Here is a 25,848-nt window from a genome sequence, read left to right on the forward strand (position 1 = left end):
ACAGGTGTCCATGATCGGCTCCTGTGGCGATCCGGTTTCGCCCCTGTTTCAGGCCGCGGACGGTTGGGCACAATCGTCGGGACGTGCACTGTGGCACGTCCTCCTCACACAGCCCCTGACCAGCGCATCATCCCGCCATGTGGACGGGATATTCCGCTTCTCGGGATCACGGGCATCATGGAACTTGCACGACACCGCACCATCGCATCAGGGCCAACGTCGTCCCTACTTGCACCACTTGCCGAAAGACGACGACGGGAGAGCCGATGCTGTCTGCATCCATGCACTCCGCCAACGAGCCCCAGGCCGGCGCCGCCCGCCGGCCGTACGCGCTCGTGCCGGATGCGCGACCTGCTGCTCAGGGCCTGTACGACCCGCGGAACGAGCACGACGCCTGTGGCGTCGGTTTCGTCGCCACACTGACCGGCATCGCCGACCACACCATCGTCGAGCAGGCGTTGAACGTCCTGCGCAACCTGGAGCACCGCGGCGCCACCGGCGCCGAGCCGGACTCCGGTGACGGTGCGGGGATCCTGACCCAGATCCCGGACGCCTTCCTGCGCGGGAAGGTCCCCTTCGAGCTCCCGGCGGCCGGGTCCTACGCCGTCGGCATCGCCTTCCTGCCGGACGCGGACGCCGCCGACGCCGCCGCCGTCGCGCGGATCGAGGGCATCGCCGCCGAAGAGGGGCTGACCGTCCTCGGCTGGCGCGACGTGCCGGTCACCCCGGACCTGCTCGGTGCCACCGCGCGCAGCGTGATGCCGCGCTTCCGCCAGCTCTTCCTCGCGTCGGCGCCCGCCGGACAGGGCCCGGCCGGTGCCGGCAGGGCCGGCACCGAGCTGGACCGGGTCGCCTTCGTGGTCCGCAAGCGCGCCGAGCGCGAGGCCGGGGTGTACTTCCCGTCGCTGTCCGCACGCACCATCGTCTACAAGGGCATGCTGACCACCGGCCAGCTGGAACCCTTCTTCCCCGACCTGTCGGACCGCACCTACGCCTCCGCCATCGGCCTGGTGCACTCGCGGTTCTCCACCAACACCTTCCCGAGCTGGCCGCTCGCCCACCCGTACCGCTTCGTCGCGCACAACGGCGAGATCAACACGGTCAAGGGCAACCGCAACTGGATGCGGGCCCGGGAGTCGCAGCTGGCCACCGACCTCATTCCCGGCAACAGGAACGGGCAGGGTCTGGAGCGGATCTTCCCGATCTGCACCCCGGAGCACTCCGACTCCGCCTCCTTCGACGAGGTCCTGGAACTGCTCCACCTCGGCGGCCGCTCGCTGCCGCACTCGGTGCTGATGATGATCCCGGAGGCGTGGGAGAACCACGCCACCATGAACCCGGCCCGCCGCGCGTTCTACCAGTACCACTCCAACCTGATGGAGCCCTGGGACGGCCCGGCCTGCGTCACCTTCACCGACGGCACCCAGATCGGCGCCGTGCTCGACCGCAACGGCCTGCGCCCGGCCCGGTACTGGATCACCGAGGACGGCCTGGTCGTCCTCTCCTCCGAGGTCGGCGTGCTCGACATCGACCAGGAGAAGGTCGCCAGGAAGGGCCGCCTCCAGCCCGGCCGGATGTTCCTGGTGGACACCGCCGAGGGCCGGATCGTCGAGGACGAGGAGATCAAGTCCGCCCTCGCCACCGAGCACCCGTACGAGGAGTGGGTCGGCGCCGGGCAGATCCAGCTCGCCAAGCTGCCCGAGCGCGAGCACATCGCGCACACCCACGCCTCCGTCACCCGCCGCCAGCAGACCTTCGGGTACACCGAGGAGGAGCTGCGGGTCATCCTCGCGCCGATGGCGCGCACCGGCGCCGAGGCACTCGGCTCGATGGGCACCGACTCGCCGATCGCCGCGCTGAGCGAGCGGCCGCGCCTGCTGTTCGACTACTTCGTGCAGCTCTTCGCGCAGGTCACCAACCCGCCGCTGGACGCCATCCGCGAGGAGCTCGTCACCTCGCTGCTGTCCAACCTCGGCCCCGAGGGCAACCTGCTGGCCGCCGAGTCCGCTTCCTGCCGCTCGGTCGGCATCACCTTCCCGGTGATCGACAACGACGAGCTGGCCAAGCTCGTCCACATCAACGCCGACGGCGACCAGCCCGGCCTCAAGGCCGTCACGCTCTCCGGCCTCTACAAGGTCGCCTCCGGCGGCGAGGGCCTGGCCGCCCGGCTGGCCGCGATCGCCGCCGAGGCCGACGCCGCGATCGCCGACGGCGCCCGGATCATCGTGCTCTCCGACCGGCACTCGGACGCCGAGCACGCGCCGATCCCCTCGCTGCTGCTCACCTCGGCCGTTCACCACCACCTGATCCGCACCAAGCAGCGCACCCAGGTGTCGCTGCTGGTCGAGGCGGGCGACGTCCGCGAGGTGCACCACGTCGCGCTGCTGATCGGCTACGGCGCCGGCGCGGTCAACCCGTACCTGGCCATGGAGTCCGTCGAGGACCTCGTCGCCCAGAACGTGTTCATCCAGGGCGTCGAGGCCGACAAGGCCATCCGGAACCTGATCAAGGCGCTCGGCAAGGGCGTGCTCAAGGTCATGTCCAAGATGGGCATCTCCACCGTCGCCTCCTACCGCGGCGCCCAGGTCTTCGAGGCCATCGGCCTCTCCCAGGACCTGGTCGACGGCTACTTCGCCGGCACCACCACCAAGCTCGGCGGCATCGGCCTGGAGGAGATCGCCCGCGAGACGGCCGCCCGGCACGCCAAGGCGTACCCGGCCTCCGGCATCCCGGCCGCGCACCGCGCGCTGGAGATCGGCGGCGAGTACCAGTGGCGCCGCGAGGGCGAGCCGCACCTGTTCGACCCGGACACCGTCTTCCGGCTCCAGCACTCCACCCGCAACCGCCGGTACGACATCTTCAAGCAGTACACGGACCGGGTGAACGAGCAGTCCGAGCGACTGATGACGCTGCGCGGCCTGTTCCAGCTGGACGGCCTCGGCCGGGAGCCGGTCCCGGTCGAGGAGGTCGAACCGGTCTCCGAGATCGTCAAGCGCTTCTCCACCGGCGCCATGTCGTACGGCTCGATCTCCCGCGAGGCGCACGAGACCCTGGCCATCGCGATGAACCGCCTCGGCGGCAAGTCCAACACCGGCGAGGGCGGCGAGGACCCGGAGCGGCTGTACGACCCGGAGCGCCGCTCGGCGATCAAGCAGGTCGCCTCCGGCCGGTTCGGCGTCACCTCCGAGTACCTGGTCAACGCGGACGACATCCAGATCAAGATGGCCCAGGGCGCCAAGCCCGGCGAGGGCGGCCAGCTGCCCGGCCACAAGGTGTACCCGTGGGTCGCCAGGACCCGGCACTCCACCCCGGGCGTCGGCCTGATCTCGCCGCCGCCGCACCACGACATCTACTCCATCGAGGACTTGGCGCAGCTGATCCACGACCTCAAGAACGCCAACCCGGCGGCCCGCATCCATGTGAAGCTGGTGTCCGAGGTCGGCGTCGGGACGGTCGCCGCGGGTGTGTCCAAGGCGCACGCGGACGTCGTCCTGGTGTCGGGGCACGACGGCGGGACGGGCGCCTCGCCGCTCACCTCGCTGAAGCACGCGGGCGGGCCCTGGGAGCTCGGGCTCGCGGAGACCCAGCAGACGCTGCTGCTCAACGGTCTGCGCGACCGCATCGTCGTCCAGACCGACGGCCAGCTGAAGACCGGCCGCGACGTGGTGATCGCCGCGCTGCTCGGCGCCGAGGAGTTCGGCTTCGCGACCGCCCCGCTGGTGGTCTCCGGCTGCATCATGATGCGCGTCTGTCACCTGGACACCTGCCCGGTCGGCGTCGCCACCCAGAACCCCGTGCTGCGCGAGCGGTTCTCCGGCAAGCCCGAATTCGTGGTCAACTTCTTCGAGTTCATCGCCGAGGAGGTCCGGGAGCTCCTGGCCTCGCTGGGCTTCCGCTCCATCGAGGAGGCCGTCGGCCACGCCGAGCACATCGACGCCCGCGCCGCGATCGACCACTGGAAGGCGGCCGGGCTGGACCTCGCCCCGCTGTTCCACGTGCCGGCGCTGCCCGAGGGCGCCGCCCGGCACCGCACCACCACCCAGGACCACGCGCTGGACAAGGCCCTCGACAACCAGCTGATCGCGCTGGCCGAGGACGCCCTGGAGCGCGGCGAGACCGTCCGCATCCAGCTGCCGATCCGCAACGTCAACCGCACGGTCGGCACCATGCTCGGCCACGAGGTGACCAAGCGGTACCGGGGCGAGGGCCTGCCGGAGGGGACCATCGACGTCACCTTCACCGGCTCCGCCGGGCAGTCCTTCGGCGCGTTCCTGCCGCGCGGCGTGACGCTGCGCCTGGAGGGCGACGCCAACGACTACGTCGGCAAGGGCCTCTCGGGCGGCGTGATCGTCGTCCGCCCGGCCCGCGAGGCGGCGGCCATCGGCAACGACGCGCAGAACCACGTCATCGCCGGCAACACCATCGGCTACGGCGCCACCTCGGGCCGCGTCCACCTGCGCGGCAAGGCCGGCGAGCGCTTCGCCGTCCGCAACTCCGGGGCCACCCTGGTGGTCGAAGGCGTGGGCGACCACGGCCTGGAGTACATGACCGGCGGCCGGGTCGTCGTCCTCGGCGAGACCGGACGCAACCTCGCGGCGGGCATGTCCGGCGGCATCGCGTACGTCCTGGACCTGCGCCCCGCGAACGTCAACGACGGGATGGTGGGCATCGAGGCCCCCGCCGCCGCCGACCGCGACTGGCTGCGCGAGACCGTGCAGCAGCACTACGAGGAGACCGGTTCCACCGTCGCCGCCGAACTCCTGGCGGACTGGGGCAGCGGGGTCTCCCGCTTCTCCAAGATCATGCCGACCGACTACAAGGCAGTGCTCGCCGCCAAGGACGCCGCTGAGCGCGATGGCCTCTCCGAGGCCGAGACCACTCGCAAGATGATGGAGGCGGCTAATGGCTGACCCCAAGGGCTTCCTGACCACGCCCAAGCAGCAGGCGGAGCGCCGGCCGGTCGACGTCCGGATCAAGGACTGGAACGAGGTCTACGTCGAGCGCAGCCTCCTGCCGATCATCACCAAGCAGGCCGGCCGCTGCATGGACTGCGGCATCCCGTTCTGCCACAACGGCTGCCCGCTCGGAAACCTCATCCCCGAGTGGAACGACCTGGCCTACCGGGACGACTTCGTCGGCGCGATCGAGCGGCTGCACGCCACCAACAACTTCCCGGAGTTCACGGGCCGCCTGTGCCCGGCCCCGTGCGAGTCCGCGTGCGTCCTCGGCATCAACCAGGACGCGGTGACCATCAAGAACGTCGAGGTCACCGTCATCGACAAGGCCTGGGACCGGGGAGGGGTCACCCCGCAGGTGCCCGAGCGGCTGTCCGGCAAGACCGTCGCCGTGGTGGGCTCCGGCCCGGCCGGCCTCGCCGCCGCCCAGCAGCTCACCCGGGCCGGGCACACCGTGGTGGTGTACGAGCGGGCCGACCGGATCGGCGGACTGCTGCGCTACGGCATCCCCGAGTTCAAGATGGAGAAGCGCCACATCAACCGCCGCATCGAACAGATGCGGGCAGAGGGCACCCGGTTCCGCACCGGCGTGCACGTCGGCGAGGACATCACCGGGCAGCAGCTGCGCGAGCGCTTCGACGCCGTGGTGGTCGCGGCCGGCGCCACGACCGCCCGCGACCTGTCGGTGCCCGGGCGCGAGCTCAAGGGCGTCCACCAGGCCATGGAGTACCTGCCGCTGGCCAACAAGGTGCAGGAGGGCGACTTCGTCGAGTCGCCGATCAGCGCCAAGGGCAAGCACGTGGTCGTGATCGGCGGCGGCGACACCGGCGCGGACTGCGTCGGCACCGCGCACCGGCAGGGGGCGGCCTCCGTCACCCAGCTGGAGATCATGCCGCGGCCCGGCGAGGAGCGGCCCGGGCACCAGCCGTGGCCGACCATGCCGATGACGTACAAGGTCACCTCCGCGCACGAGGAGGGCGGCGAGCGGATCTACTCCGTCAGCACCACCCGCTTCAGCGGCGACGAGGACGGCAACGTCCAGGAACTGCACCTGGTCGAGGTGGAGTTCAAGGACGGCCGGTTCGAGCCGGTGCCGGGCACCGAGCGGGCCGTCCCGGCACAGCTGGTCACCCTGGCCATGGGCTTCACCGGGACGGACGCGAGGAACGGGCTGGTCGAGCAGCTGGGAGTGGACCTCGACGCGCGCGGTAACATTGCCCGCGATGGCCGGTTCGCCACCAATGTCGATGGCGTGTACGTCTGCGGAGACGCCGGCCGTGGCCAGTCGCTGATCGTCTGGGCCATCGCGGAGGGCCGTTCGGCCGCCGCCGCGGTGGACGGGTACCTGGGCGGCAGGACCCCGCTTCCCGCCCCGATCCGGCCCACGGACCGCCCCCTGGTGGTCTGACGGACGGACGGTCCCGACCGGCCCCCACCGAACGCCCGGCGCCGCATCGCCGGGAGCTCAACCCGCTGCCCCCGCCAGTGTCGCCGGGCCAACGCGGTCTCCTGGCGCCTGCCCTCTTCCCCGACCAGTTGGAGGGCGGGCGCCGTCGCGTTCTCCGGGAGGTTCCGCCCGGCTCCTCCGGAAGCGCCGCTCCACGCGGAAGACGGCCCTTCCCGGCCGCTCGGTCCTCCGGCAGCCGACGGAGCCGGCCGGCGGCAGGGTACGGGGTCGCGGCAACCATCGGACAAACGAGCTAAGTTGTCCGCAGTCCCGGCGGGATCCCGGGCAACGGGCTGTTGTTCGTCGGTGCCAGGTGGCAGACTGCCGCCGACGGCCGGGGGGCTGGGCTAGTGCGGAGGTTGACTTCGATGGGCACGACTCAGGCAGGCGGGGGCGCCACCGTACGGCGGCTACTGCTCGGCACCCAGCTGCGCAAGCTCCGCGAGGCCAGAGGCGTCAGCCGGGAGGAGGCCGGGTACTCGATCCGGGCCTCCGAGTCCAAGATCAGCCGGATGGAGCTCGGCCGGGTCGGCTTCAAGGAGCGCGACGTGGCCGACCTGCTGACCCTGTACGGGGTCGAGGCCGAGCAGGAGCGCGCCACCGTCCTCGGGCTGCTGCACGACGCCAACGGCAGCTCCTGGTGGCACGAGTACGGGGACGTGCTGCCCGGCTGGTTCCAGAACTACCTGGGGCTGGAGGAGGCCGCGGCCGAGATCCGCAGCTACGAGGTCCAGTTCGTCCACGGGCTGCTCCAGACCGCCGACTACGCCCGGGCCGTGGTCACCGCCGGCGGCCACGCCAACGGGGCGGAGGAGATCGAGCGCCGGGTCGACGTACGGCTCAGGCGGCAGGCGGTGCTGACCGGCGAGCGGGCGCCGCAGCTGGTCGCGGTGCTGGACGAGGCCGCGCTGCGCCGGCCCTGGGGCGGGCCGGAGCAGATGCGCGGCCAGCTGGACCGGCTGCTGGAGCTCAGCGAGCTGCCCAACGTCCGGCTCCAGGTGCTGCCGCTGGGCAACGCCGGGCTGAGCGCGGAGAGCGGCGCCTTCACCGTCCTGGGCTTCGCCGAGGCCGAGCTGGCGGACGTGGTGTACCTGGAGCAGTTCACCACCGCGCTCTACCTCGACAAACCCGCCGAGGTGGCCGAGTACCGGCAGGCGATGGACGACCTGGTCGCCGACAGCCTGAGCCCGGAACGGACCCGTGATCTTCTGCAAGTGGTGCGCCAGGAGTTGTAGTACGTCAGTACGATGACCTTCCATCAGGTCGGTGTATGAGAGGGATCAGATGTCGTACTTCTCCGAGTTGGCGCTGCAGTACATCGATGGTGAGTGGCGCACTGGCAACGGCTCCTGGGACATCGTGGATGTCGACCCCTACACCGGCGACAAGCTCGCCAGCATCACCGTCGCCACCGTCGCCGAGGTCGATCTGGCCTACCGCGCCGCCGAGCGCGCCCAGAAGGAGTGGGCCGCCACCAACCCGTACCAGCGGCGGCTGGTCTTCGAACGCGCGCTGCGGCTGCTGGAGGACCGCGAGCCGGAGATCGTCCGGGCGATCATGATCGAGCTCGGCGGCACCGCCCTGAAGGCGGGCTTCGAGCTGTCCCTGGTCAAGGACGTGCTGCGGGAGTGCCTGCACCTGTCGGTGGCCTCCGAGGGCCGGCTGCTGGCCTCGCCCGCCCCGGGCCGGGAGAACCGGCTCTACCGGCTGCCGGTCGGCGTGGTCGGCGTGATCAGCCCGTTCAACTTCCCGCTGTTCCTGGCGCTCAAGGCCGTCGGCCCGGCGCTCGCGCTCGGCAACGGCGTCGTCCTCAAGCCGCACCAGGAGACCCCGGTGGTCGGCGGCGGGCTCATCGCGAAGCTCTTCGAGGACGCGGGGCTGCCGCCCGGCCTGCTGAACGTGGTGGTCACCGACATCGCCGAGATCGGCGACAGCTTCATCGAGCACCCGGTGCCCAAGGTGATCTCCTTCACCGGCTCCGACAAGGTCGGCCGGCACGTCGCCACCGTCGCCGCCGCGCACTTCAAGCGGACGGTCCTGGAGCTCGGCGGCAACAGCGCGCTGATCGTGCTGGACGACGCCGACGTGGACCACGCCGTGGACGCCGCGGTGTTCAGCCGCTTCGTCCACCAGGGGCAGGTCTGCATGGCCGCCAACCGGGTGCTGGTGGACCGCGGCATCGAGGCCGAGTTCACCGAGAAGTTCGTCGCCAAGGTCGCCTCGCTCACCGTCGGCGACCCGAAGGACCCGGCCACCCACATCGGCCCGCTGATCAACTCCGTCCAGGCCGACGTCCTCTCCGCCCAGGTCGACCAGGCGGTCGCGGCCGGCGCCACCGCGCTGCTGCGCGGCAGCACGGTCGGCAGCCTGATGGCGCCGACGGTGCTCACCGGCCTGGCGGAGGACGCGCCGATCCTGCGGAACGAGCTCTTCGGCCCGGTCGCGCTGCTGGTGCCCTTCGAGGGCGAGGACGAGGCCGTGCGGCTCGCCAACAACACGCCGTTCGGGCTCAGCGGCGCGGTGCACACCGCGAACGTCGAGCGCGGGGTGAGGCTCGCCCAGCGGATCGAGACCGGCATGATCCACGTCAACGGCGGCACCATCGCCGACGAGCCGGGCGTGCCCTTCGGCGGCGAGAAGAACTCCGGCGTCGGCCGCCTCAACGGCGAGTCCACGGTGGACGCCTTCACCACCCTGAAGTGGATCTCCGTCCAGCACGAGCGCGCGGTCTTCCCCTTCTGATCCGAGGGTGCCGAACGCACGGGTCTCCCGGCAGCAGCCGCCGGGAGACCCGCGCTGCCCGACCGTTCAGGCCGGGTGGCGGACCTTCCGGCCGGCCGGAGACGTCAGACTCTGCGCGTAGGCCGGCAGTTGGGCATGCCGTTCCGGCGCCTGGAACTCGCTCATGGCGCCGTTCTCCCACCGGACAGGCCGAAAGGCCGTCGCCGGCGGGGCGACGGCCTTTCGGCGAGGACCGTCGGTCAGAAGACCGGCTGGCCGGCGCGGACGAGGCGCCAGGAGTCGGTGAAGAAGTCGGCGGGGTCGATGGTGCCCTTGGCCTTCACCCAGGCGATCATGGTGTTGCGGATCTCGTCGGAGTTCGACCAGACCATCTTGGCCTTGGCGACGTGCGGGAAGTTGCCGCCGCCGTTGGCGCGGTAGTTGTTGACGGCGAGGACGAACTCGGCGGCCGGGTCGATCGGCTTGCCCTGGAAGGACAGGTTGACGATCCGCGAGCCCTTCGGCTGGGCGATGTCGATGTCGTAGCTCAGGCCGTAGACCGAGTCGTAGTTGTAGTCCGGGGTGGCCTCGGCGCCGGTCAGGGCCTCCTTGTCGACCGGGGCGCCCGGGGCGAGCTGGTTGTAGTACTTGACCGAGTACTCCAGGTAGTCCTTGAGCTGGGCGCCCGTCAGGATGCGGGCCTCCAGGGTGTTCTCGTAGATGTAGAGGCCCGCGGCGTCGCGCAGCTTGACCTGGCCGGACGGGATCAGGGCGGTGCGGTTGAACGGGGCGGCCTGGGCCAGCACCGGGAGGTTGGCGTACTGCCCGCCCGCCAGTGCGGCCTTGACGGCGTCGGCCTGGACCTTGCCGATCAGGTCGATGATCGGGGTGGCCTTGAAGCGGGCGTCGGCGATCGACAGCTCGATCTTGCTGGTGCCGATGTTCTGGTTGACGTACGCGACGACCTTCTTGTGCTGCTTGGTGATCGCGTTGGTGATCTCCGGGTTCTCCGGCACGGTGTTGGAGTTCAGCAGCCGGGAGGAGGCCGAGGTGACCTTCCAGACGCCGCCCGCGAACTCGACCTCGAAGTCGAAGCAGGTCAGCCGCTGGCCGTAGCAGAGCGGCTCGGAGAGCACGACCGTCCTGCCGGTCTTCTTGTTGACGACCAGACGCTGCGCGATCTCCTTGTGGGCGTGGCCCACCAGCACCGCGTCGATGTCCGGGACGGTCTCGGCCAGGGCCACCGAGGCGTTCTCGGCCCAGGGCAGCTGGTCGCCCCAGGTGGTCGCCTCGTCGCAGCCGGAGTGCGAGGAGACCACGATGACGTCCGCGCCCGCCGCCTTCATCTTCGGCACCCAGGTGGCGGCGGTCTCGACGATGCCCGGGAAGACCATCTTGCCGCTGACGTTGGCCTTGTCCCAGATCGCGATGCCCGGGTTGGTGAGGCCGAGGATGCCGACCTTCACCGGGCGGCCCCCGCCCAGGCGCAGCTCCTTGATCACGTACGGCTTGAAGGCCGGCTTCTCGTTCTTCGCGTTCAGCGCGTTGGCACCCAGCAGCGGGAACTCCAGCTGGTCCTGGTAGGCCTTCAGGAGCGGGATGCCGTAGTTGAACTCGTGGTTGCCGAGCGCGGCGGCGTCGTACTCCATGAGGTTCATGGCGACGGCCATCGGGTGGTCCGGCACGGTGTTGGCCTCGGTGTCGATCGACTCGATCCGGGCGTAGTAGTAGGACAGCTGGGTGCCCTGGATGGTGTCGCCGGCGTCGATCAGCAGGCAGCGGTCCCAGCCCTTCTCCTCGCGCACCTGGTTGGCCAGGGTGGAGATCTTGGCGAGGCCGACCGCGTTGTGGGCCTTGTCGGTGTACTCGGCGTCGGTGAAGTAGTCCCAGTTGAGCACCCGGCCGTGCAGATCGGTGGTGCCCATGACGGTGAAGGCCTGCTTGTGCGGGTTGCGCTGCTGGCCCTTGGCGGCCGCCGTGTCCGGCTGGGCGGCCGCGGCGGAGGGGGCAGCGGCCAGGGCGGCACCACCGGCCAGGGCGGCACCGGCGGTGGCGGCGGACCGGGTGACGAAGTCACGGCGGTTCAGGGGCATGGACGACTCTCCCGAGTGGGAACGACGGCGGATGGACCGTCAACTGGCATTCGTTGGCAAGTGTGCGTGTACGCGTCGACGCGCGTAGAAGGACGCGCGTAGCAGTGTGCCGTGCGGGCCGGGGTGCTGGATAGCCCCCGGACCTGTCCAGGAGGTGAGATCTTGGCGACTCGTTCGTGACGGGAGTGGGGGAGGCGTGGGGTGATATGACGGGCCGGCGGACGGCGGGTCAGGACAGTTCGCCCGCCAGCCGGTCGACCTCGTGGCCCAGCTGGACCGCCGGGTCCGGATCGTCCGGGCCCGCCCAGGGCTGCCAGGTCCGCGCCCGCAGGTAGCCCGCCACCGCGACCGGCAGCCGGTGCCGGACGATCCGCTCCGCCACCGGGCCCGGCCCGGCCTCGCGCAGCGCCGCCAGCAGGCCGTCCACCCCGGCCGAGGGCGGCAGCGGCACGGTGTCCAGGTACGCGGCCAGCGCCACCAGCTCCGGGTCGGGTACGGGGTCCTGCTCCGGCTCGGGCAGGGCAGGCGGCGGCTCCCCGTGCTCCGGCACGTGCGACCCGGAGAACTCCGCCTGCCCTTGGCATGTCGGGCGGGGCTTCGGGGCGGGCGTCAGCAGCGCGCCCACCCCGTACAGCCCGGCCACGACCCCCGGCCACCAGGCCCCGCCCAGCCCGGCGAAGTGCAGCCCCAGGCCGACCGCGCCGCCCGCGCAGCCGACCAGGTTCCGGGCCGACTCCAGGTAGCGCAGCACCCGGGGGCCGAACCCGTCACTGGTAGCCACGGATCTCCTCGAACACCCCGTCCAGCGAGCCCGTCCCGTCGAACAGCTTGCCGCCGCTCAGGTCCGCGATCCCCTGGAGCTGGTTCACCGCCGCCTCCCCGAACTTGATCGGGAACACCGGGATCGACTTCTCCCCGGCCGGCAGCGCGTCGTGGAAGCGCTTGAAGTCGCCGTCCGTCGCGCCGGCGTTGCTCTCCCCGTCGGTCATCAGCACGATCGAGGTGAACCGGTCGTCGCCGGCCGCTGCCTGCTGACGCTCGATCACCCGGTACGCCTCCTCCAGCGAGGAGTACACCGCCGTGCCGCCCGAGGCGGCAAGCGACTGCACGTCCGCGTCGATCGACGCCAGCTCCGCCTGCGGGCCCGGCTGACTGCCGGTGGCCGGCACCACGTGGGTCTTGGTCCACTTCACCGAGGAGGCGAAGGAGAGCAGCGTGATCTCCTCGCGGTCGCGGAAGCGGCGCACCCCGCGGGTGTCGTCCGCCCCGGTCAGCCGGCCCAGCGCGGTCTTCAGCGCGGCGATCCGCGGGCCCTCCATCGAGCCCGAGGTGTCCAGCACGTACACCGTCCGGGACGGGCGGCGCAGCTCGTTCTGGTACGCGGCCAGCAGGCCGTCCGCGACCGCCCTGGTGCCCGGGAACGGCAGCTCCTTGCGGCGGTCCGTGGGCAGCCCGGCCGCCGGGGCCACGCCCGCCGTCACCGGACGGCGCAGCGTCACCTCGGAGATGCGTTTCTGCACGTCCTCCTTGAGCAGGTACGCGGTCAGCCGCTGGAAGGAGTCGCGCTGCTCCGGCGCGGCGGAGGACATCAGCGAGAGCGGGTAGTCCGCCGACACCACGCCGTCCACCGGCCGCACCACGGTCAGCTGCTGCTGCGGCGGCAGCGTCCTGTTCATCGACAGCAGCACCGACTCGTAGTTCACCAGCGCGCCCACCACGCCCGACTCGGCCCGGGTGTACGCCTGCGCCAGCCAGCCGGAGGAACCGGAGGTCAGCTTCTGGCCCTTGAAGAACTCCTTCAGCTGCGGGCTCGCCTTCTGCACGTCCGCGTCGGTCAGCGCCGCGCCCGCGCCGGAGAAGGCCGAGGCCACCGAGACGAGGGTGGAGAAGCCCGAGTTGGAGCGGGACGGGTCGGCCATCCCGTACGGCAGCTTGCCGGCCGCGGCCGCGTCGCCGACCTGCGCCCAGGTGACCTTCGAGCCGTCGCCCCAGCCGAGTTCGCCGAGCGCCGAGGAACGCACCCCGATCGCCACCGGCGAGACCATCACCGGGGTCTCGGAGACCACCTTGGACTTGCCGGCCGGATCGAGTCGCAGGTACTGGTTGGACGGGAACCACACGGCGTCGTACTTGCCGTCGGCCCGGCCCGAGGAGACGGTGTCCGCGCCGTCCAGGGAGCCCGTCCAGGAGAACTGCACGGTCACCCCGGTGGCCTTCCGCGCATCCTCCAGGATCGGTGCCAGGTCCTGGAGTTCACTGCCGGCCAGGACGCGCAGCACCCCGGGACGGGCCGTTTCGGCGGGCGGGTCGGAGGGCTTGGGGCCGGGGCCGGGGCCGCCGGAGGAGGTGCAGGCGGTGGCCGCGGCGAGCACGGCCGCCAGCGCGGCCACGAGCCGGCCGCGGCGTTTCGTCGGGATGGTCACTTGGTCCCCTTCGCCGCGGCGGTCAGCTTGATCAGGTTGTCCAGCGAGGGCAGGGTCGCCTGCTTGACCTTGGCGGCGGTCAGATCGGGTGCGAAGGTGGGTTTCCTGTCCCGCATCAGGTCCGCGAAGGCCTCCGGCCTGGCCTGCGGGCGGAGCCCGAACCGGGCCTCCAGGCCGCGCAGCACGTCGTCGTTCTGGAGGACGTCGGCGAGCTTGCGGCCGTTGTCGGTGTGGGCCACGACGGTGTGGTCCGAGTAGACCGTGGTGTCCGGGTACAGCACCACCATGTCGCCGGTGGGCTTGCCCTGCAGCGACAGGGCGGCGGCCTGCGACTCGTACGCGAAGATCAGCGGGCTGCCGATCCCCGCGCCGAAGTCCCGGAACGGCTCGTCGCTGCTGCTCTTCTGAATGCCCTGCAGCGCGTTCGCGGTGTGCAGGACGTCCTTGACGGCGGCGAGGCCGGTGTCGTCCGACACCACCTGGTGGTTGTTCGCGATGTAGGAGAGCAGCGCGAGGTACATCGCGCCGGAGGACGAGCTCTCCGGATCGGTGGTGGTCACGAAGAGCTGGCCGGACAGCTCGGGGTGCTCTCGGGCGCCGGCCAGGTCCTCCCATCTGCGGCCGCTCTTCAGGGCGTTGACGTACTCGTCCATCCGGAACGTCCAGACGCCGGTGGCGGTGTCCACGTCGGCCAGCTTGTTGTTCTTCAGGACCTGGGCCACCGGATCGTGGGCCACGATCACCAGCGGCGAGTAGAACGGCACCATCGGGGAGTCCTGCAGCTTCCAGATGCGCTGGATCTCCCGCGCGGGCGCGGCGCTCGCCGGGAAGGCGAAGTCCAGCCCCGGGGTCCTGCCCGCCTGGTCGCTCATCGTCCAGGAGCCGGTCGAGTCGGTCCGGACGTCCAGTCCCTGCTTCGCCAACTCGGCCTTGACATCGGGGTTGTCGAAGAAGGCGCGCTTCTCCGAGCCGATCAGGCCGGTGACGGTGACCGTCTTGACGGTGTCCTTCTTCGGGTCGTCGGGGATCAGCGCGAAGGCGACCCCGCCCAGCAGGGCCAGGGCCGCAACCACCCCCAGTGCGCGTCGCATGCCGAACGCCTCCCCCTCGTCCGCTACTTCGTCCGGGTGGTCACCCGGGGCGCCCGGGCAGCCGCCCGGGGGTGACGAGCGTCCCGCCGGGCGGGGAGCAGCGGCGGAAGCGGCGGTGAACCACGGGTGAACACCCCTTCACGGAATCGCATCGACGGGTGGCTCGCCGGGCGTGCGGGAGGGGCGTGGGGAGGGGCGCTCGCACAGCGGTCCGAGGATGTGTCAGATTGTTCAACTGGCCTTACGGCAAAGGTCATCCAGCAGTCCGGACCCGCGTCGTGGTTACGCGCCGGTAATGCCTAGTCTCAGCACTATGCGCCGAGCAAAAATCGTCTGTACCCTCGGGCCCGCCACCGACTCGTACGACCAGATCAAGTCCCTGGTCGACGCCGGGATGGACATCGCCCGACTGAACCTCAGCCACGGCACGCACGCCGAGCACGAGGAACGCTACCGCCGCGTCCGCAAGGCCGCCGACGAGACCGGCCGCAGCGTCGGCATCCTCGTCGACCTTCAAGGCCCGAAGATCCGGCTCGACACCTTCGCCCACGGGCCGGTACTTCTCGAACGCGGCGACGAGTTCACCATCTCCACCGACAAGGGCGTCGTGGGGGACAAGGACCGCTGCGGCACCACCTATTCCGGGCTCGCCGGGGACGTCGGCCGCGGTGAGCGCATCCTGGTCGACGACGGCCGGGTCACCCTGGAGGTCGTCGCCGTCGACGGGCCGCACGTGCGGTGCCTGGTCATCGAGGGCGGTTTGGTCTCCGACCACAAGGGCCTCAACCTCCCCGGCGTCGCCGTCTCCGTCCCCGCACTCGGCGACAAGGACGTCGCCGACCTGCGGTGGGCGCTGCGGACCGGGGCCGACCTCATCGCGCTCTCGTTCGTCCGCAGCGGGCGGGACATCGAGGACGTCCACCGGATCATGGCGGAGGAGGGGCGCCACGTCCCGGTGATCGCCAAGATCGAGAAGCCGCAGGCGGTGGAGAACCTGGAGTCCGTCGTCGACGCCTTCGACGGGATCATGGTGGCCCGCGGCGACCTGGGCGTGGAGATGCCCCTCGAACAGGTCCCGCTGGTCCAGAAGCGCGCCATCAAGCTGGCCCGCCGCAACGCCAAGCCGGTCATCGTGGCGACCCAGATGCTCGACTCGATGATCAACGCCTCCCGGCCGACCCGTGCGGAGGCCTCCGACGTCGCCAACGCCGTCCTGGACGGTACGGACGCGGTGATGCTCTCCGGGGAGACCTCGGTGGGCAAGTACCCGGTCGAGACGGTCAAGACCATGGCCCGGATCGTCGAGGCCGCCGAGACCGACATCCTCGCCGCGGGCCTCCCGCCGCTCACCACCGGCAGCAAGCCGCGGACCCAGGGCGGCGCCGTCGCCCGCGCGGCCGCCGAGATCGGCGACTTCCTGCACGCCAAGTACCTCGTCGCCTTCACCCAGTCCGGCGACACCGCCCGCCGGCTGACCCGCTACCGCTCGCCGATTCCGGTACTCGCCTTCACCTACGAACCGGCCGTGCGCAGCCAACTCGCCCTCACCTGGGGCGTGGAGACCTTCCTCGGCCCGTTCGCCCCGACGACGGACCAGATGGTCGAACAGGTCGACGCGGCACTGCTCTCGCTCGGCCGCTGCCAGAAGGGCGACATCGTCGTCATCACGGCGGGCTCCCCGCCCGGCCTGGCCGGCTCCACCAACCTCGTCCGCGTCCACCACGTGGGGACGTTGGACGCCTGAGGGGGATCCCACCGGGCGGCATCCCTCGTGTGAGGGATGCCGCCCGCGCGCTGGTCCGGGTGAGAATCAGCAGGATGAGCGACCACCACCACGCACTCTGGCGCGACCTCCGCGAGGAGGTGCTCAGCCGCCCCGGTGCCGGCGCGGCCTACGACGCCGCCAGGGCCCGCTTCGAACGCGAGGAGCAGAGGAGCCCGAGGACGCCTGAGCCGTCAGTACTTGGGCCCGATGTGGGCGTCCATGAGGGCGACGGAGTCCTTGCGGGCGATGGAGATGTTGAAGCCGCCGTTGGATCGGGAGGCGTGCTTCCACTGGACGCCGACGGCGTCGAGAGCGGCGGTGAAGAGACCGACGATGTCGGTCGAGGTGTTGGTGAAGAAGTAACGCGGGTACTCGTAGCGCTTCTTGACGCCGTCGACCGTGCGGGTCGTCCAGTTGGTGATGCGGCAGCCGTCGGAGTGGATCAGGCCGCGCAGGAACTCCCAGGGGTGGGCGTCGACGATCTCCTGCTGCCAGGGCGCGAGGGCGATCTGCCGCAAGTGCTTCGGGCCGGGGCCGTGCTGGGGGAAGAGGCAGGGCCAGTGCTTGCTGGTGCTGACGACGCTCGTGCAGCCTGGGGCCTGGACCCGGTTGACCTTGTTGTGCGGCATGACGGTGGAGACTGCTCGCTCGCACTCGTCGATGAGGCCGGGCCATGTGTCGCAGCAGGCGATGCGGAGGGCGTGGACCTGGCGGCGGCCCTCGCTGATGCAACCGTCGCCGAGGTAGAGGCCGAGCAGGTAGGCGTAGTCGGCAGAGGGGCGCGAGGGATCGAGCCGGTTATCGCGGATCGGGCATTCGGCCGTCATGCGTGGGCTGGGTACGGCGCCGGACGCCCACTCGCGGATCGCGAATCGGGAGATACCGGTCGCGCGACTGACCTGGCTGAAGGTCAGCCCGGATGCGTGGAGGTCGAGTGCGCGCTGGCGCGTGGCGAGGTCGTACATCAGTATTTCGGGCCGATGTAGGTATCCATAAGGGCGACAGAGTTCTTGCGGGCGATGGAGACGTTGACCGCGCCGCTGGGGCTGGTGGCGGCTGTCCACTGCACACCGACGGCGTCGAGTGCTCCAGTGAGAATGCGGATGATGTCTGTCGACTTGTTGGTGAAGAGGCAGAGCCAGTGCTTGCTGGTGCTTTGGACGCAGGTGCAGCCCTGTCGCTGATACCGCTTTACGGGTTTCGAGGGCAGGACCACCGACATGGCTTCCGCGCATCGGTCTATCGGTCCTGGCCACATGTCACCGCAGTAGATTCGCAACTCGGGCCGTCGACCGCTCGTGGAGGGATGCCCGTCGCCAAGATAGAGGCCGAGCAGGTAGGCGTACTCGTGATGAGGGACGCCTGGCTGAAGTGCGCCACCGGAAACCGGGCAGGAGTGTCTCACCCTGGCTTTCGGAGCTGATTGCCGCGCCCAACGTGCAATCGTGCCGATGGATGCCCCTGTGGCCGAGCTGACCTCTTTGAGAGTGAACCCGGATTGGTGAAGAGCGACCGCGCGCTGCCGAATGGCCGTGCTGTACATGGCACGATCGTTCGTTTGCGGTGCGATCCGTGGGGGTCGAACGTGAGATCGTTCACTCGAAAAGGTGAAGATCTACGTATTGCGACCCGCCCTTTGATTTGCAGGAAAGTACCCCGGGTGGGATTCGAACCCACGCTATATGGTGTTTGAGACCATTGCCTCTACCGCTGGGCTACCGGGGCATCCGCAGTTTCGAAGGTTGCCCCCGACCCTGCGACACCAAACATACCGTGTCTAGGTACCCTCGTGCATGCAGTACCCCGCCGGAACTAGGAGCCCCGTGAGCACCGCCGACGAGCAGGCGCAGCCGCTTGAGACCGATACGCCCCAGATCACCCGGATTGTGATTGCCGAGGACGAGGCGCTGATCCGTCTCGATCTGAAGGAGATGCTGGAGGAGGAGGGGTACACCGTCGTCGGTGAGGCCGGGGACGGGGCGACGGCGGTGCGGCTCGTGGAGGAGCTGAAGCCGGACCTGGCGATCTTCGACGTGAAGATGCCGGTGCTGGACGGGCTCTCGGCCGCCGAGCAGATCCACGAGAAGCACCTGGCCCCGGTCCTGATGCTGACGGCCTTCTCGCAGCGGGAGCTGGTGGACCGGGCCCGCGACGCCGGGGCGATGGCGTACATCGTCAAGCCGTTCTCGAAGTCGGATCTGGTGCCGGCGATCGAGATGGCGGTCTCCCGGTACGCGGAGATGCGGGCGCTGGAGAAGGAGATCGGGGACCTCAGCCAGCGGCTGGAGACCCGGAAGCTGGTGGACCGGGCGAAGGGCGTGCTCCAGACCAAGTTCGGGCTGAACGAGCCGGCGGCCTTCCGGTGGATCCAGAAGACCTCGATGGACCGTCGGATGACGATGGCGGCGGTGGCCGAGGCGGTCATCGAGGAGGGCGAGGCCCAGGACCGCAAGAAGGCGGAAGAGGGCAAGTCCGAATAAGGCACGCGCGAAGGGCCCGGCAGTTTCTGCCGGGCCCTTCGCGTACAGGCGTCAGTCCTCGCCGAGGTAGGCCTTGCGGACGGACTCGTCGTGCAGGAGGTCGGCTCCCGTCCCGGAGAGGACGATGCGGCCGGTCTCCATGACGTAGCCGCGGTCGGAGAGCGACAGCGCCGCCTGGGCGTTCTGCTCGACCAGCAGGATGGTCGTCCCGGACGCCTTCAGCTCGACGATGGTGGACATGATCTTCTGCATCATCAGCGGGGACAGGCCCATCGAGGGCTCGTCCAGCATGAGCAGCTTGGGCTGGGACATCAGCGCCCGTCCCATCGCGAGCATCTGCTGCTCGCCGCCGGAGAGCGTCCCGGCGGCCTGCCGGCGGCGTTCGCCGAGGATCGGGAACAGCCCGTAGGCCCGCTCGACGTCCGCGGTGATGCCGGCCGCGTCGGTGCGCAGGAAGGCGCCGAGGAGGAGGTTCTCCTCGATGGTCATCCGGGGGAAGATGTGCCGTCCCTCGGGGGAGTGGGCGAGACCGAGCGCGACGATCTTGTGGGCGGGGACGGTCGAGAGGTCCTGGCCGTCGAAGGCGATCCGTCCGGCGGTGGGCTTGAGCAGGCCGGACAGGGTGCGCAGGGTGGTGGTCTTGCCGGCGCCGTTGGTGCCGATGAGGGTGGTGACCTCGCCCTGTTCGACGGTGAAGCTGATGCCCTTGACGGCCTCGATCTTGCCGTAGGCGACGCGGAGGTCCTGGACTTCGAGAAGTGCGGTCACTGGTCGGACTCCGTAACAGCCGGGTTGGTGCCTTCGAGCGGGGCGCCCAGGTAGGCGGTGATGACGCGTTCGTCGTTCTGGACGGTCTCGCGGTCGCCCTCGACGATCTTCTGGCCCTGGACGAGCACCGCGGTGCGGTCGCAGAGGTTGAAGATGAAGCGCATGTCGTGCTCGATGACGAGGACGGAGATCCCCTTGTCGCGGATCGCGAAGACGAGTTCCTCGGCGGCCCGGGTCTCCTGGGGGTTCATGCCGGCGGTGGGTTCGTCGAGCAGCAGCAGGCCGGGTTCGGAGGCGAGGGCGCGGGCGATCTCCAGCTTGCGCTGCTCGCCGTACGGGAGGTTGCGGGCGAGGTGGTCGGCCTTGTCGGCGAGTCCGGTGAACTCCAGGAGTTCCATGGCCTTCTCGCGGCTCTGTGCCTCGGCGCGGTGGTAGCCGGGGCCGCGCAGGATGGCGGAGAAGATGCCCTCCTTGGTGCGGGTGTGCCGGCCGACCAGGACGTTCTCCAGGACGGTCATGTTGGCGAACAGCCGGATGTTCTGGAAGGTGCGGGCGATGCCGGCCTGGGTGACCAGGTGGGGCTTGGGCGGCAGCAGGGTGTCGCGGAAGCGGACGGCGCCCTCGGTGGGGACGTACAGGCCTGTGAGGCAGTTGAAGAAGGTGGTCTTGCCGGCGCCGTTGGGGCCGATCAGACCGATGATCTCGCCCTCGCCGACGGTCAGCGAGACGTCGTTGACCGCGGTGAGGCCGCCGAAGCGCATGGTGACGCCGGTGACTTCGAGCAGGGGTGCGGCGGTGGTGGTCATCGGGTCGGTCACGCCCCTGCCTTGGTGAGTGCGGTCGGCTCGTCGGTGGCCTGGGCCGGGACGGCGGCCTCGTGGAACTCCAGCTGCCGGCGCCGGTTGGGGATGAGGCCCTCGGGGCGCACCCGCATGAGCACGATGAGGGCGGCGCCGAAGGCGAGGAGCTGGTAGTCGGCGAGGAATTCGAGCTTCTTCGGGATGAGGAAGAGCAGAGTGGCGCCGGCCAGCGGGCCGCTGATGGTGCCCATGCCGCCGAGGATGACCGCGGCGAGCAGGAAGGCGGAGTTCGGCGGGAGGGCCTCGGCGAAGGTGTACTGGTCGGGGGTGACGGTGTAGCTGACGTGGGCCTGGACGGTGCCGGCCAGGCCGGCCAGCAGGGCGCCGAGGGCGAAGGCGAGCAGCTTGAGCCGGAAGCCGTTGATGCCCATGGCCTCGGCGGCGGTCTCGTCCTCGCGGATGGCGACCCAGGCGCGGCCGATGCGGGAGTTGCCGACCCGGGCGAAGACCAGCACGACCAGGGCGGTGACCAGCAGCATCAGCAGGTAGTAGTTGGAGAAGCGGCCGAGTTCGACGCCGAGGACGGTGTGCGGGTTGCCGAGGTCGAAGCCGAAGATCTGGAGGTCCGGGATGCGGGGGATGCCGTTGGAGCCGTTGGTGACCTTGGGGCCGGTGGTGCCGTTGAGGTTGAGCATGGTGATGCGGAAGATCTCGCCGAACCCGAGGGTGACGATGGCGAGGTAGTCGCCTCGCAGCCGCAGGGTGGGGGCGCCGATCAGTACGCCGAAGACCATCGAGACGACGGCGCCGGTGAGCATCGCGGCCCAGAACGGGAACTGGACGTGGATGGGGGAGGCGGGGGAGCCGGAGACCAGGGCGGCGGCGTAGGCGCCGACGCCGAGGAAGGCGACGTACCCGAGGTCGAGCAGGCCGGCCAGGCCGACGACGATGTTGAGGCCGAGGGCGACGGTGGCGAAGATCAGGATGTTGGTGGCGACCGAGGTGTACTGGTCGCTGGTCTGGGTGAACGGGAAGCTGGCGGCGGCGGCGAAGGCGGCGCCGGTGGTGACCGGGCGGTGCTTGACGGTCAGCGCGCGCAGCCGGGCGAGCAGGCCGGACTTGGCCAGGGCGGGGACGGCGAGGGCGACGAACAGCAGGTAGCCGGTGAAGAGTTCGCCGTACTCGGTGTCGATGCCGAAGGTGATGGCGAACAGTCCGAGTCCGAAGACGAGGACGATCAGCAGCACCTCGGCCCAGGAGGGGAGCGCGCGCGGCGCGGTCAGCGGGCGGTCGATCCGGCCGAGCCGCAGTCCGCTGTTGGCGAGGTGGCCGAGCTGGAGCAGCAGGACGGCGCCGGCCGCGATGGCGAGGCCGCCGGCCAGGGCGGTCATGACCGGGGCCACCGGCTTGTCCTCGGGGATGGCGTGGGCGCCGAACCAGGCGGCGGGGGCGACCGGGACGAGCAGGAAGAGGCGCTTGTCGAGGATCCGCAGCGGGACGGCGGTGCGGCGGTCGAGCGGCAGGCCGAGGGCGCCGAGGACGGCGATCAGGCCGCCCGCGGTGAGCACCCAGCCGCCGGGTTCGAGGTTGGCGAGGCCGCCGAGTTCGGCGGAGATGGAGGCGACCGCGTAGACGGCGACGGCGAGGGCGCCGGTGGCGGCGTACAGGACGGCGTTGTTGCTGCGGGCGGGGGCGGCCCAGCGCAGGCCGGGGACGCCCTGGCCGGCGAGCAGCAGGACGAGGGTGAGCAGGCCGGCGGCGAGGGCGAGCCACTGGAGGCCGGCCGGGGAGCCGTAGTACGTGAGGTCGCCGGGGAATTCGGAGGTCCAGGTCCAGGACATGGCGGCGGAGGCGGCGGTGGCGAGGGCGCCGAGTCCGGTGGCGGCCGCGGCGGCGCGGGCCGGCAGCGGGATGACCGGGGTCGTCTCGGTGTGGGTGGTGGTCATGGTGGTCACGCCCTGTCCGCGACGCGCTCGCCGAGCAGGCCCTGGGGCCGGATCAGGAGTACGAGGATGAGGAGAACGAAGGCCCAGACGTCCTTCCAGGCGCCGCCCCCGAAGAGGTGCATGCCGGGCAGGTGCTGGATGTAGCCGGTGGCGAGGGCTTCGGCGAGGCCGAGGGCGAGGCCGCCGAGCATGGCGCCGTAGATGTTGCCGATGCCGCCGAGGACGGCGGCGGTGAAGGCCTTGAGGCCGAGGATGAAGCCCATCCGGAAGTCGACCTGGCCGCTGCGCAGCCCGTAGGCGACGGCGGCGACGGCGGCGAACGCGGCGCCGATGGCGAAGGCCATGACGATGATGCGGTCGGTGTCGATGCCCATCAGCTTGGCGGTGTCCGGGTCCTGGCTGGTGGCCTGCATGGCGCGGCCGGAGCGGGTGCGGGTGACGAACCAGCCGAGGGCGAGCATGCACAGCGGGGCGGCGATGATCAGGAAGAGGTCGCTGCGCTGGATGGTGACGGAGCCGAGGCTGAACGGGTCGCCGGGGAGCTTGGGGAAGACCCGGGCCTTCTTGGCGTCGGGGTAGAAGGAGAAGACGAGCTGCTGGAGGAAGATGGACAGCCCGATCGCGGTGATCAGCGGGGCCAGCCGGGGGGCGTTGCGCAGGGGGCGGTAGGCGAAGCGCTCGGCGGCGACGGCGGTGAGGGTGGAGACCAGGATGCCGGCGATCAGCATGAGCGGCAGGGCCAGCCACAGGGTGGTGCCGCCGGGGAGGGCGAGGTAGGCGGTCAGGGCGCCGAAGCCGCCGACCATGACGATCTCGCCGTGGGCGAAGTTGATGAGCTGGACGATGCCGTAGACCATCGTGTAGCCGATCGCGACGAGTCCGTAGAGGGCGCCGAGGATCAGGCCGTTGGCCAGCTGCTGCGGTAGGTCGTGCACCGCTGGGCCTCCGTAGTGCGTTCGGGGGTGTCCGCGTGGGTGGTGGATGTGGGTGCGCGCGGGGGCACTCGTGGCGCCCCCGCGCGCGGTGGTGGAGAAGTGGCGCTGGTGGTGCTGTTGGTGACTTGGCGTCAGCCCTTGAAGGTGCCGGACTTCTCCACGGCCCACTTGCCGTCCTTGACGGTGTAGACGGTGAGCTGCTTGTTGGTGGTGTCGCCGAACTCGTCGAAGGAGACCTTGCCGGTCACGCCGTCGAAGGTGACGTTCTGGACGGCGTCGCGGACGGCCTTGCGGTCGAGGGCCTTGCCGCTGGCCTTCGCGGCCTTGACGCCCTGGATGATGGCCCAGGCGCTGTCGTAGGAGTAGCCGCCGTAGGTCTCGTAGGCGTCCTTGTAGCCGGCGGTCTTGTAGTCGGCGATGAACTTCTTGGCGGTGTCGAGGCTCTCGACCGGCAGGCCGACGGCGGTGGCGTAGTCGCCCTGGCTCTTGGGGTTGAGCTTGATGAAGTCGCCGCTCTGGATGCCGTCGCCGCCCATCAGCGGGATGTTGACGCCGGCCTCCTTGAGCTGGAGGGAGAGCGGGCCGGCCGCGGGGTACTCGCCGCCGTAGTAGACGGCCTCGGCGCCGGAGCTCCTGACCTTGGTGACGATGGCGGCGAAGTCGCGGTCGTCGGGGTTGACGTGCTCCTCGCCGACCAGGGTGCCGCCGAGCTTGGTGAACTCGCCCTTGAAGGTGCCGGCCAGGCCCGCGCCGTAGGTCTTCTGGTCGTCGATCAGGAAGACCTTGGTCTTCTTGGCGTCGTTGTAGAGGAACTGGGCGGCGAACGGGCCCTGGACGGCGTCGGTGGTGGCGGTGCGGAAGTAGGACTTGAACGGGCGCTTCTTCTCGCCGCTGGCCCACTTCTCGCCCTGGCTGAGGGCGACGCCGGTGTTGGCGGGGGAGACCTCGACCAGGTTCGCGTCGTCGAAGATCTGCTGCATCGACTGCGCCACGCTGGAGTTGAGCGGGCCGACGACGCCGAGGACCTTGGAGTCGGCGACCAGCTGGGTGGCGTTCTGCTGGCCGGGGGCGGGCTTGCCGGTGTCGTCGAGGGCCTTGATCTCGAACTTGACGCCGGGGACCTCGTTGGTCTCGTTGGCCTTCTTGACCGCGAGGTCGACGGAGTTGCGGATGCCGAGGCCGAGGGCGGAGAGGTCGCCGGTGAGCGGGGCGTCGACACCGATGACGACGGTGGTGGAGCCGGAGTCGGCGTTGCCGCCGTCGCCGCTCTTCTTCTCTCCGCGGGAGCCGCAGGCGCTGAGGCTGAGGGCGCCGATCACGGCAATGCTCACGACAACTGCTGAACGGTGACGCACGAGGGTCCCCTTCGGTTCAGGAGGCGCCCGCGCCTGAGTGGCGGGAGCCGAAATGCGCGGAGGGCCTGGCCCAATCGAATGGCGCGGTGACTGGCCGTGACTCTAGATGCCGTTGGGCGGCTCGGGCAGTGCTGCGAGCAGGCTGTGATTCTCTTGTTATGAGCACACGGAGCATTTGTCTCACCATGTGGTCGTTCTGGCTCGATCGATCCCGCGATGTCGGGCGTTTAGGTGCTGATGGGGCGATGTAAGGGCCAGAAATGGGGGTTGCAGCTGGCAGTGCCGACTATCGGACACTGGTGTCCGATGCCCTGGTTCCGGCCTTGAGCGTCCGCATTGCGGACACCGAGGGCGCGACCGAGCGGCCCCGGGGCCTCTGAGGGCCTCGGAACCGGCAATTGATCGGATTTCCTGCTTGTTACGCAGCGTTACAGGTGCGGGTTTCGCGCCGCCTGCGCCCGGACATGCGAACGCCCCCTTGTCCAGACCAACGCCTGCCCAGGGTGGCGGAAGGTCAAACAAGGGGGCGGAAAAGGGACTTGATGTCGTCCGAAGTGAACTCGCCGATGCCCGACGGACGTTGTCGGGCTTCGGGCGTCAGAGGTCGCGCAGCATGCAGGTCAGCCGGCAGCTGGTGATCCGTCGGCCGGTGTCGTCGGTGATCGCGATCTCGTAGGTGGCGGCGGTGCGGCCCTTGAACACGGCCGTCGCGACCCCGGTCACCAGCCCGGAGGTGGCCGAGCGGTGGTGGGTGGCGTTGAGGTCCACGCCGACCGCGTACCGGCCGGGGCCGGCGTGCAGCATCGCCCCGATCGACCCCAGGGTCTCGGCCAGCGCCGCCGACGCGCCGCCGTGCAGCAGCCCGTACGGCTGCTGGTTGCCCTCCACGGGCATGGTGCCGACCACGCGGTCGCCGGAGGCCTCGACGACCCGGATGCCGAGCTTCTCGCCGAGGTGGCCGCCGGAGAAGGTCTCCGGGTTCACGCCGAGCTTGGCGAAGTGGTCCAGCACGTCCTGCGGGACGTGCAGGACGGGGGCGGTGTCGGGGGCCGCATCGGTCATGGGGGAG

18 protein-coding genes and 1 tRNA gene are annotated in these 25,848 nt (G+C 70.3%); 6 read left to right on the forward strand and 13 right to left on the reverse strand.

Annotated elements, in window-relative coordinates:
* Positions 1 to 281 precede the first annotated feature (281 nt).
* The 4 genes from gltB (at position 282) to AB0O11_RS05345 (ending at position 9,144) form a co-directional block, all read left to right on the forward strand.
* On the forward strand, positions 282 to 4,910 hold the full coding sequence (gene gltB / locus AB0O11_RS05330) for a glutamate synthase large subunit (RefSeq protein WP_363382038.1): 4,629 nt from the start codon (positions 282 to 284) through the stop codon (positions 4,908 to 4,910).
* Positions 4,903 to 6,363 (forward strand): glutamate synthase subunit beta, encoded by a 1,461-nt coding sequence (locus tag AB0O11_RS05335; RefSeq protein WP_363381850.1) that lies wholly within the window; start codon positions 4,903 to 4,905, stop codon positions 6,361 to 6,363. Before gltB ends, AB0O11_RS05335 begins: the two co-directional genes overlap by 8 nt.
* Positions 6,364 to 6,770: 407 nt before the next feature.
* The gene (locus AB0O11_RS05340) at positions 6,771 to 7,637 is read left to right on the forward strand and encodes a helix-turn-helix transcriptional regulator (protein ID WP_363381852.1); all 867 of its coding nucleotides are present in this window, start codon (positions 6,771 to 6,773) and stop codon (positions 7,635 to 7,637) included.
* 49 nt (positions 7,638 to 7,686) lie between these two features.
* Positions 7,687 to 9,144: an aldehyde dehydrogenase family protein gene (locus tag AB0O11_RS05345; protein ID WP_363382041.1), complete on the forward strand. Its 1,458-nt coding sequence runs from the start codon at positions 7,687 to 7,689 to the stop codon at positions 9,142 to 9,144.
* Positions 9,145 to 9,383: 239 nt separating this feature from the next.
* On the opposite strand, the gene AB0O11_RS05350 is transcribed toward AB0O11_RS05345, so the two are convergent.
* The 4 genes from AB0O11_RS05350 to AB0O11_RS05365 form a co-directional block, all read right to left on the reverse strand.
* Positions 9,384 to 11,216 (reverse strand): 5'-nucleotidase C-terminal domain-containing protein, encoded by a 1,833-nt coding sequence (locus AB0O11_RS05350; protein WP_363381853.1) that lies wholly within the window; start codon positions 11,214 to 11,216, stop codon positions 9,384 to 9,386.
* 229 nt (positions 11,217 to 11,445) lie between these two features.
* Positions 11,446 to 11,997 (reverse strand): hypothetical protein, encoded by a 552-nt coding sequence (locus tag AB0O11_RS05355; protein ID WP_363381854.1) that lies wholly within the window; start codon positions 11,995 to 11,997, stop codon positions 11,446 to 11,448.
* Positions 11,984 to 13,639, reverse strand: coding sequence for a VWA domain-containing protein (locus AB0O11_RS05360; protein WP_363381855.1), 1,656 nt, complete (start codon positions 13,637 to 13,639; stop codon positions 11,984 to 11,986). The genes AB0O11_RS05355 and AB0O11_RS05360 overlap by 14 nt, the downstream gene beginning before the upstream one ends.
* Positions 13,636 to 14,730 carry a hypothetical protein gene (locus AB0O11_RS05365; protein ID WP_363381857.1) on the reverse strand — a complete coding sequence of 365 codons (1,095 nt, stop codon included), beginning with the start codon at positions 14,728 to 14,730 and terminating at the stop codon, positions 13,636 to 13,638. Before AB0O11_RS05365 ends, AB0O11_RS05360 begins: the two co-directional genes overlap by 4 nt.
* 313 nt (positions 14,731 to 15,043) lie before the next feature.
* Between AB0O11_RS05365 and pyk the strand changes: the two genes are divergently transcribed.
* Positions 15,044 to 16,474, forward strand: coding sequence for a pyruvate kinase (gene pyk, locus AB0O11_RS05370; RefSeq protein WP_363381859.1), 1,431 nt, complete (start codon positions 15,044 to 15,046; stop codon positions 16,472 to 16,474).
* 212 nt (positions 16,475 to 16,686) lie between these two features.
* Here pyk and AB0O11_RS05375 read toward each other — a convergent pair whose 3' ends face one another.
* The 3 genes from AB0O11_RS05375 to AB0O11_RS05385 all read right to left on the reverse strand — a co-directional run bounded on the left by AB0O11_RS05375 (position 16,687) and on the right by AB0O11_RS05385 (position 18,220).
* Positions 16,687 to 17,460 (reverse strand): transcriptional regulator, encoded by a 774-nt coding sequence (locus AB0O11_RS05375; protein WP_363381860.1) that lies wholly within the window; start codon positions 17,458 to 17,460, stop codon positions 16,687 to 16,689.
* Positions 17,460 to 18,038, reverse strand: coding sequence for a hypothetical protein (locus AB0O11_RS05380; protein ID WP_363381861.1), 579 nt, complete (start codon positions 18,036 to 18,038; stop codon positions 17,460 to 17,462). The genes AB0O11_RS05375 and AB0O11_RS05380 overlap by 1 nt, the downstream gene beginning before the upstream one ends.
* Positions 18,039 to 18,147: 109 nt before the next feature.
* Positions 18,148 to 18,220: transfer RNA gene (locus AB0O11_RS05385), tRNA-Leu, on the reverse strand.
* Between the two features lie 98 nt (positions 18,221 to 18,318).
* Here AB0O11_RS05385 and AB0O11_RS05390 point away from each other — a divergent pair.
* Complete coding sequence (locus AB0O11_RS05390) at positions 18,319 to 18,975, forward strand: response regulator (protein ID WP_363381863.1); 657 nt, start codon at positions 18,319 to 18,321, stop codon at positions 18,973 to 18,975.
* A gap of 51 nt (positions 18,976 to 19,026) precedes the next feature.
* Here AB0O11_RS05390 and AB0O11_RS05395 read toward each other — a convergent pair whose 3' ends face one another.
* The 6 genes from AB0O11_RS05395 to AB0O11_RS05420 form a co-directional block, all read right to left on the reverse strand.
* Positions 19,027 to 19,743 carry an ABC transporter ATP-binding protein gene (locus tag AB0O11_RS05395; RefSeq protein WP_363381865.1) on the reverse strand — a complete coding sequence of 239 codons (717 nt, stop codon included), beginning with the start codon at positions 19,741 to 19,743 and terminating at the stop codon, positions 19,027 to 19,029.
* Complete coding sequence (locus AB0O11_RS05400) at positions 19,740 to 20,549, reverse strand: ABC transporter ATP-binding protein (protein ID WP_363382043.1); 810 nt, start codon at positions 20,547 to 20,549, stop codon at positions 19,740 to 19,742. Before AB0O11_RS05400 ends, AB0O11_RS05395 begins: the two co-directional genes overlap by 4 nt.
* Positions 20,550 to 20,557: 8 nt before the next feature.
* A complete protein-coding gene (locus AB0O11_RS05405; protein ID WP_363382046.1) occupies positions 20,558 to 22,489 on the reverse strand; it encodes a branched-chain amino acid ABC transporter permease in 1,932 nt (643 codons plus the stop codon).
* 5 nt (positions 22,490 to 22,494) lie between these two features.
* Positions 22,495 to 23,424 (reverse strand): branched-chain amino acid ABC transporter permease, encoded by a 930-nt coding sequence (locus tag AB0O11_RS05410; RefSeq protein ID WP_359819021.1) that lies wholly within the window; start codon positions 23,422 to 23,424, stop codon positions 22,495 to 22,497.
* A 131-nt stretch (positions 23,425 to 23,555) separates the two neighbouring features.
* Positions 23,556 to 24,779 carry a branched-chain amino acid ABC transporter substrate-binding protein gene (locus tag AB0O11_RS05415; protein ID WP_363381868.1) on the reverse strand — a complete coding sequence of 408 codons (1,224 nt, stop codon included), beginning with the start codon at positions 24,777 to 24,779 and terminating at the stop codon, positions 23,556 to 23,558.
* A gap of 597 nt (positions 24,780 to 25,376) precedes the next feature.
* Complete coding sequence (locus AB0O11_RS05420; RefSeq protein WP_224275458.1) at positions 25,377 to 25,841, reverse strand: hotdog fold thioesterase; 465 nt, start codon at positions 25,839 to 25,841, stop codon at positions 25,377 to 25,379.
* Positions 25,842 to 25,848: the final 7 nt, after the last annotated feature.

The sequence above is a fragment of the Kitasatospora sp. NPDC093102 genome, from assembly GCF_040683915.1.
In the GTDB taxonomy this organism is placed as follows: domain Bacteria; phylum Actinomycetota; class Actinomycetes; order Streptomycetales; family Streptomycetaceae; genus Kitasatospora.

Excerpts from the sequence above, each read along its gene's own strand:
- gltB (WP_363382038.1), top strand. The coding sequence starts at position 282 with ATGCACTCCGCCAACGAGCCCCAGGCCGGCGCCGCCCGCCGGCCGTAC.
- AB0O11_RS05335 (WP_363381850.1), top strand. The coding sequence starts at position 4,903 with ATGGCTGACCCCAAGGGCTTCCTGACCACGCCCAAGCAGCAGGCGGAG.
- AB0O11_RS05340 (WP_363381852.1), top strand. The coding sequence starts at position 6,771 with ATGGGCACGACTCAGGCAGGCGGGGGCGCCACCGTACGGCGGCTACTG.
- AB0O11_RS05345 (WP_363382041.1), top strand. The coding sequence starts at position 7,687 with ATGTCGTACTTCTCCGAGTTGGCGCTGCAGTACATCGATGGTGAGTGG.
- AB0O11_RS05350 (WP_363381853.1), bottom strand. The coding sequence starts at position 11,216 with ATGCCCCTGAACCGCCGTGACTTCGTCACCCGGTCCGCCGCCACCGCC.
- AB0O11_RS05365 (WP_363381857.1), bottom strand. The coding sequence starts at position 14,730 with ATGCGACGCGCACTGGGGGTGGTTGCGGCCCTGGCCCTGCTGGGCGGG.
- pyk (WP_363381859.1), top strand. The coding sequence starts at position 15,044 with ATGCGCCGAGCAAAAATCGTCTGTACCCTCGGGCCCGCCACCGACTCG.
- AB0O11_RS05375 (WP_363381860.1), bottom strand. The coding sequence starts at position 17,460 with ATGTACGACCTCGCCACGCGCCAGCGCGCACTCGACCTCCACGCATCC.
- AB0O11_RS05380 (WP_363381861.1), bottom strand. The coding sequence starts at position 18,038 with ATGTACAGCACGGCCATTCGGCAGCGCGCGGTCGCTCTTCACCAATCC.
- AB0O11_RS05400 (WP_363382043.1), bottom strand. The coding sequence starts at position 20,549 with ATGACCACCACCGCCGCACCCCTGCTCGAAGTCACCGGCGTCACCATG.
- AB0O11_RS05405 (WP_363382046.1), bottom strand. The coding sequence starts at position 22,489 with ATGACCACCACCCACACCGAGACGACCCCGGTCATCCCGCTGCCGGCC.
- AB0O11_RS05420 (WP_224275458.1), bottom strand. The coding sequence starts at position 25,841 with ATGACCGATGCGGCCCCCGACACCGCCCCCGTCCTGCACGTCCCGCAG.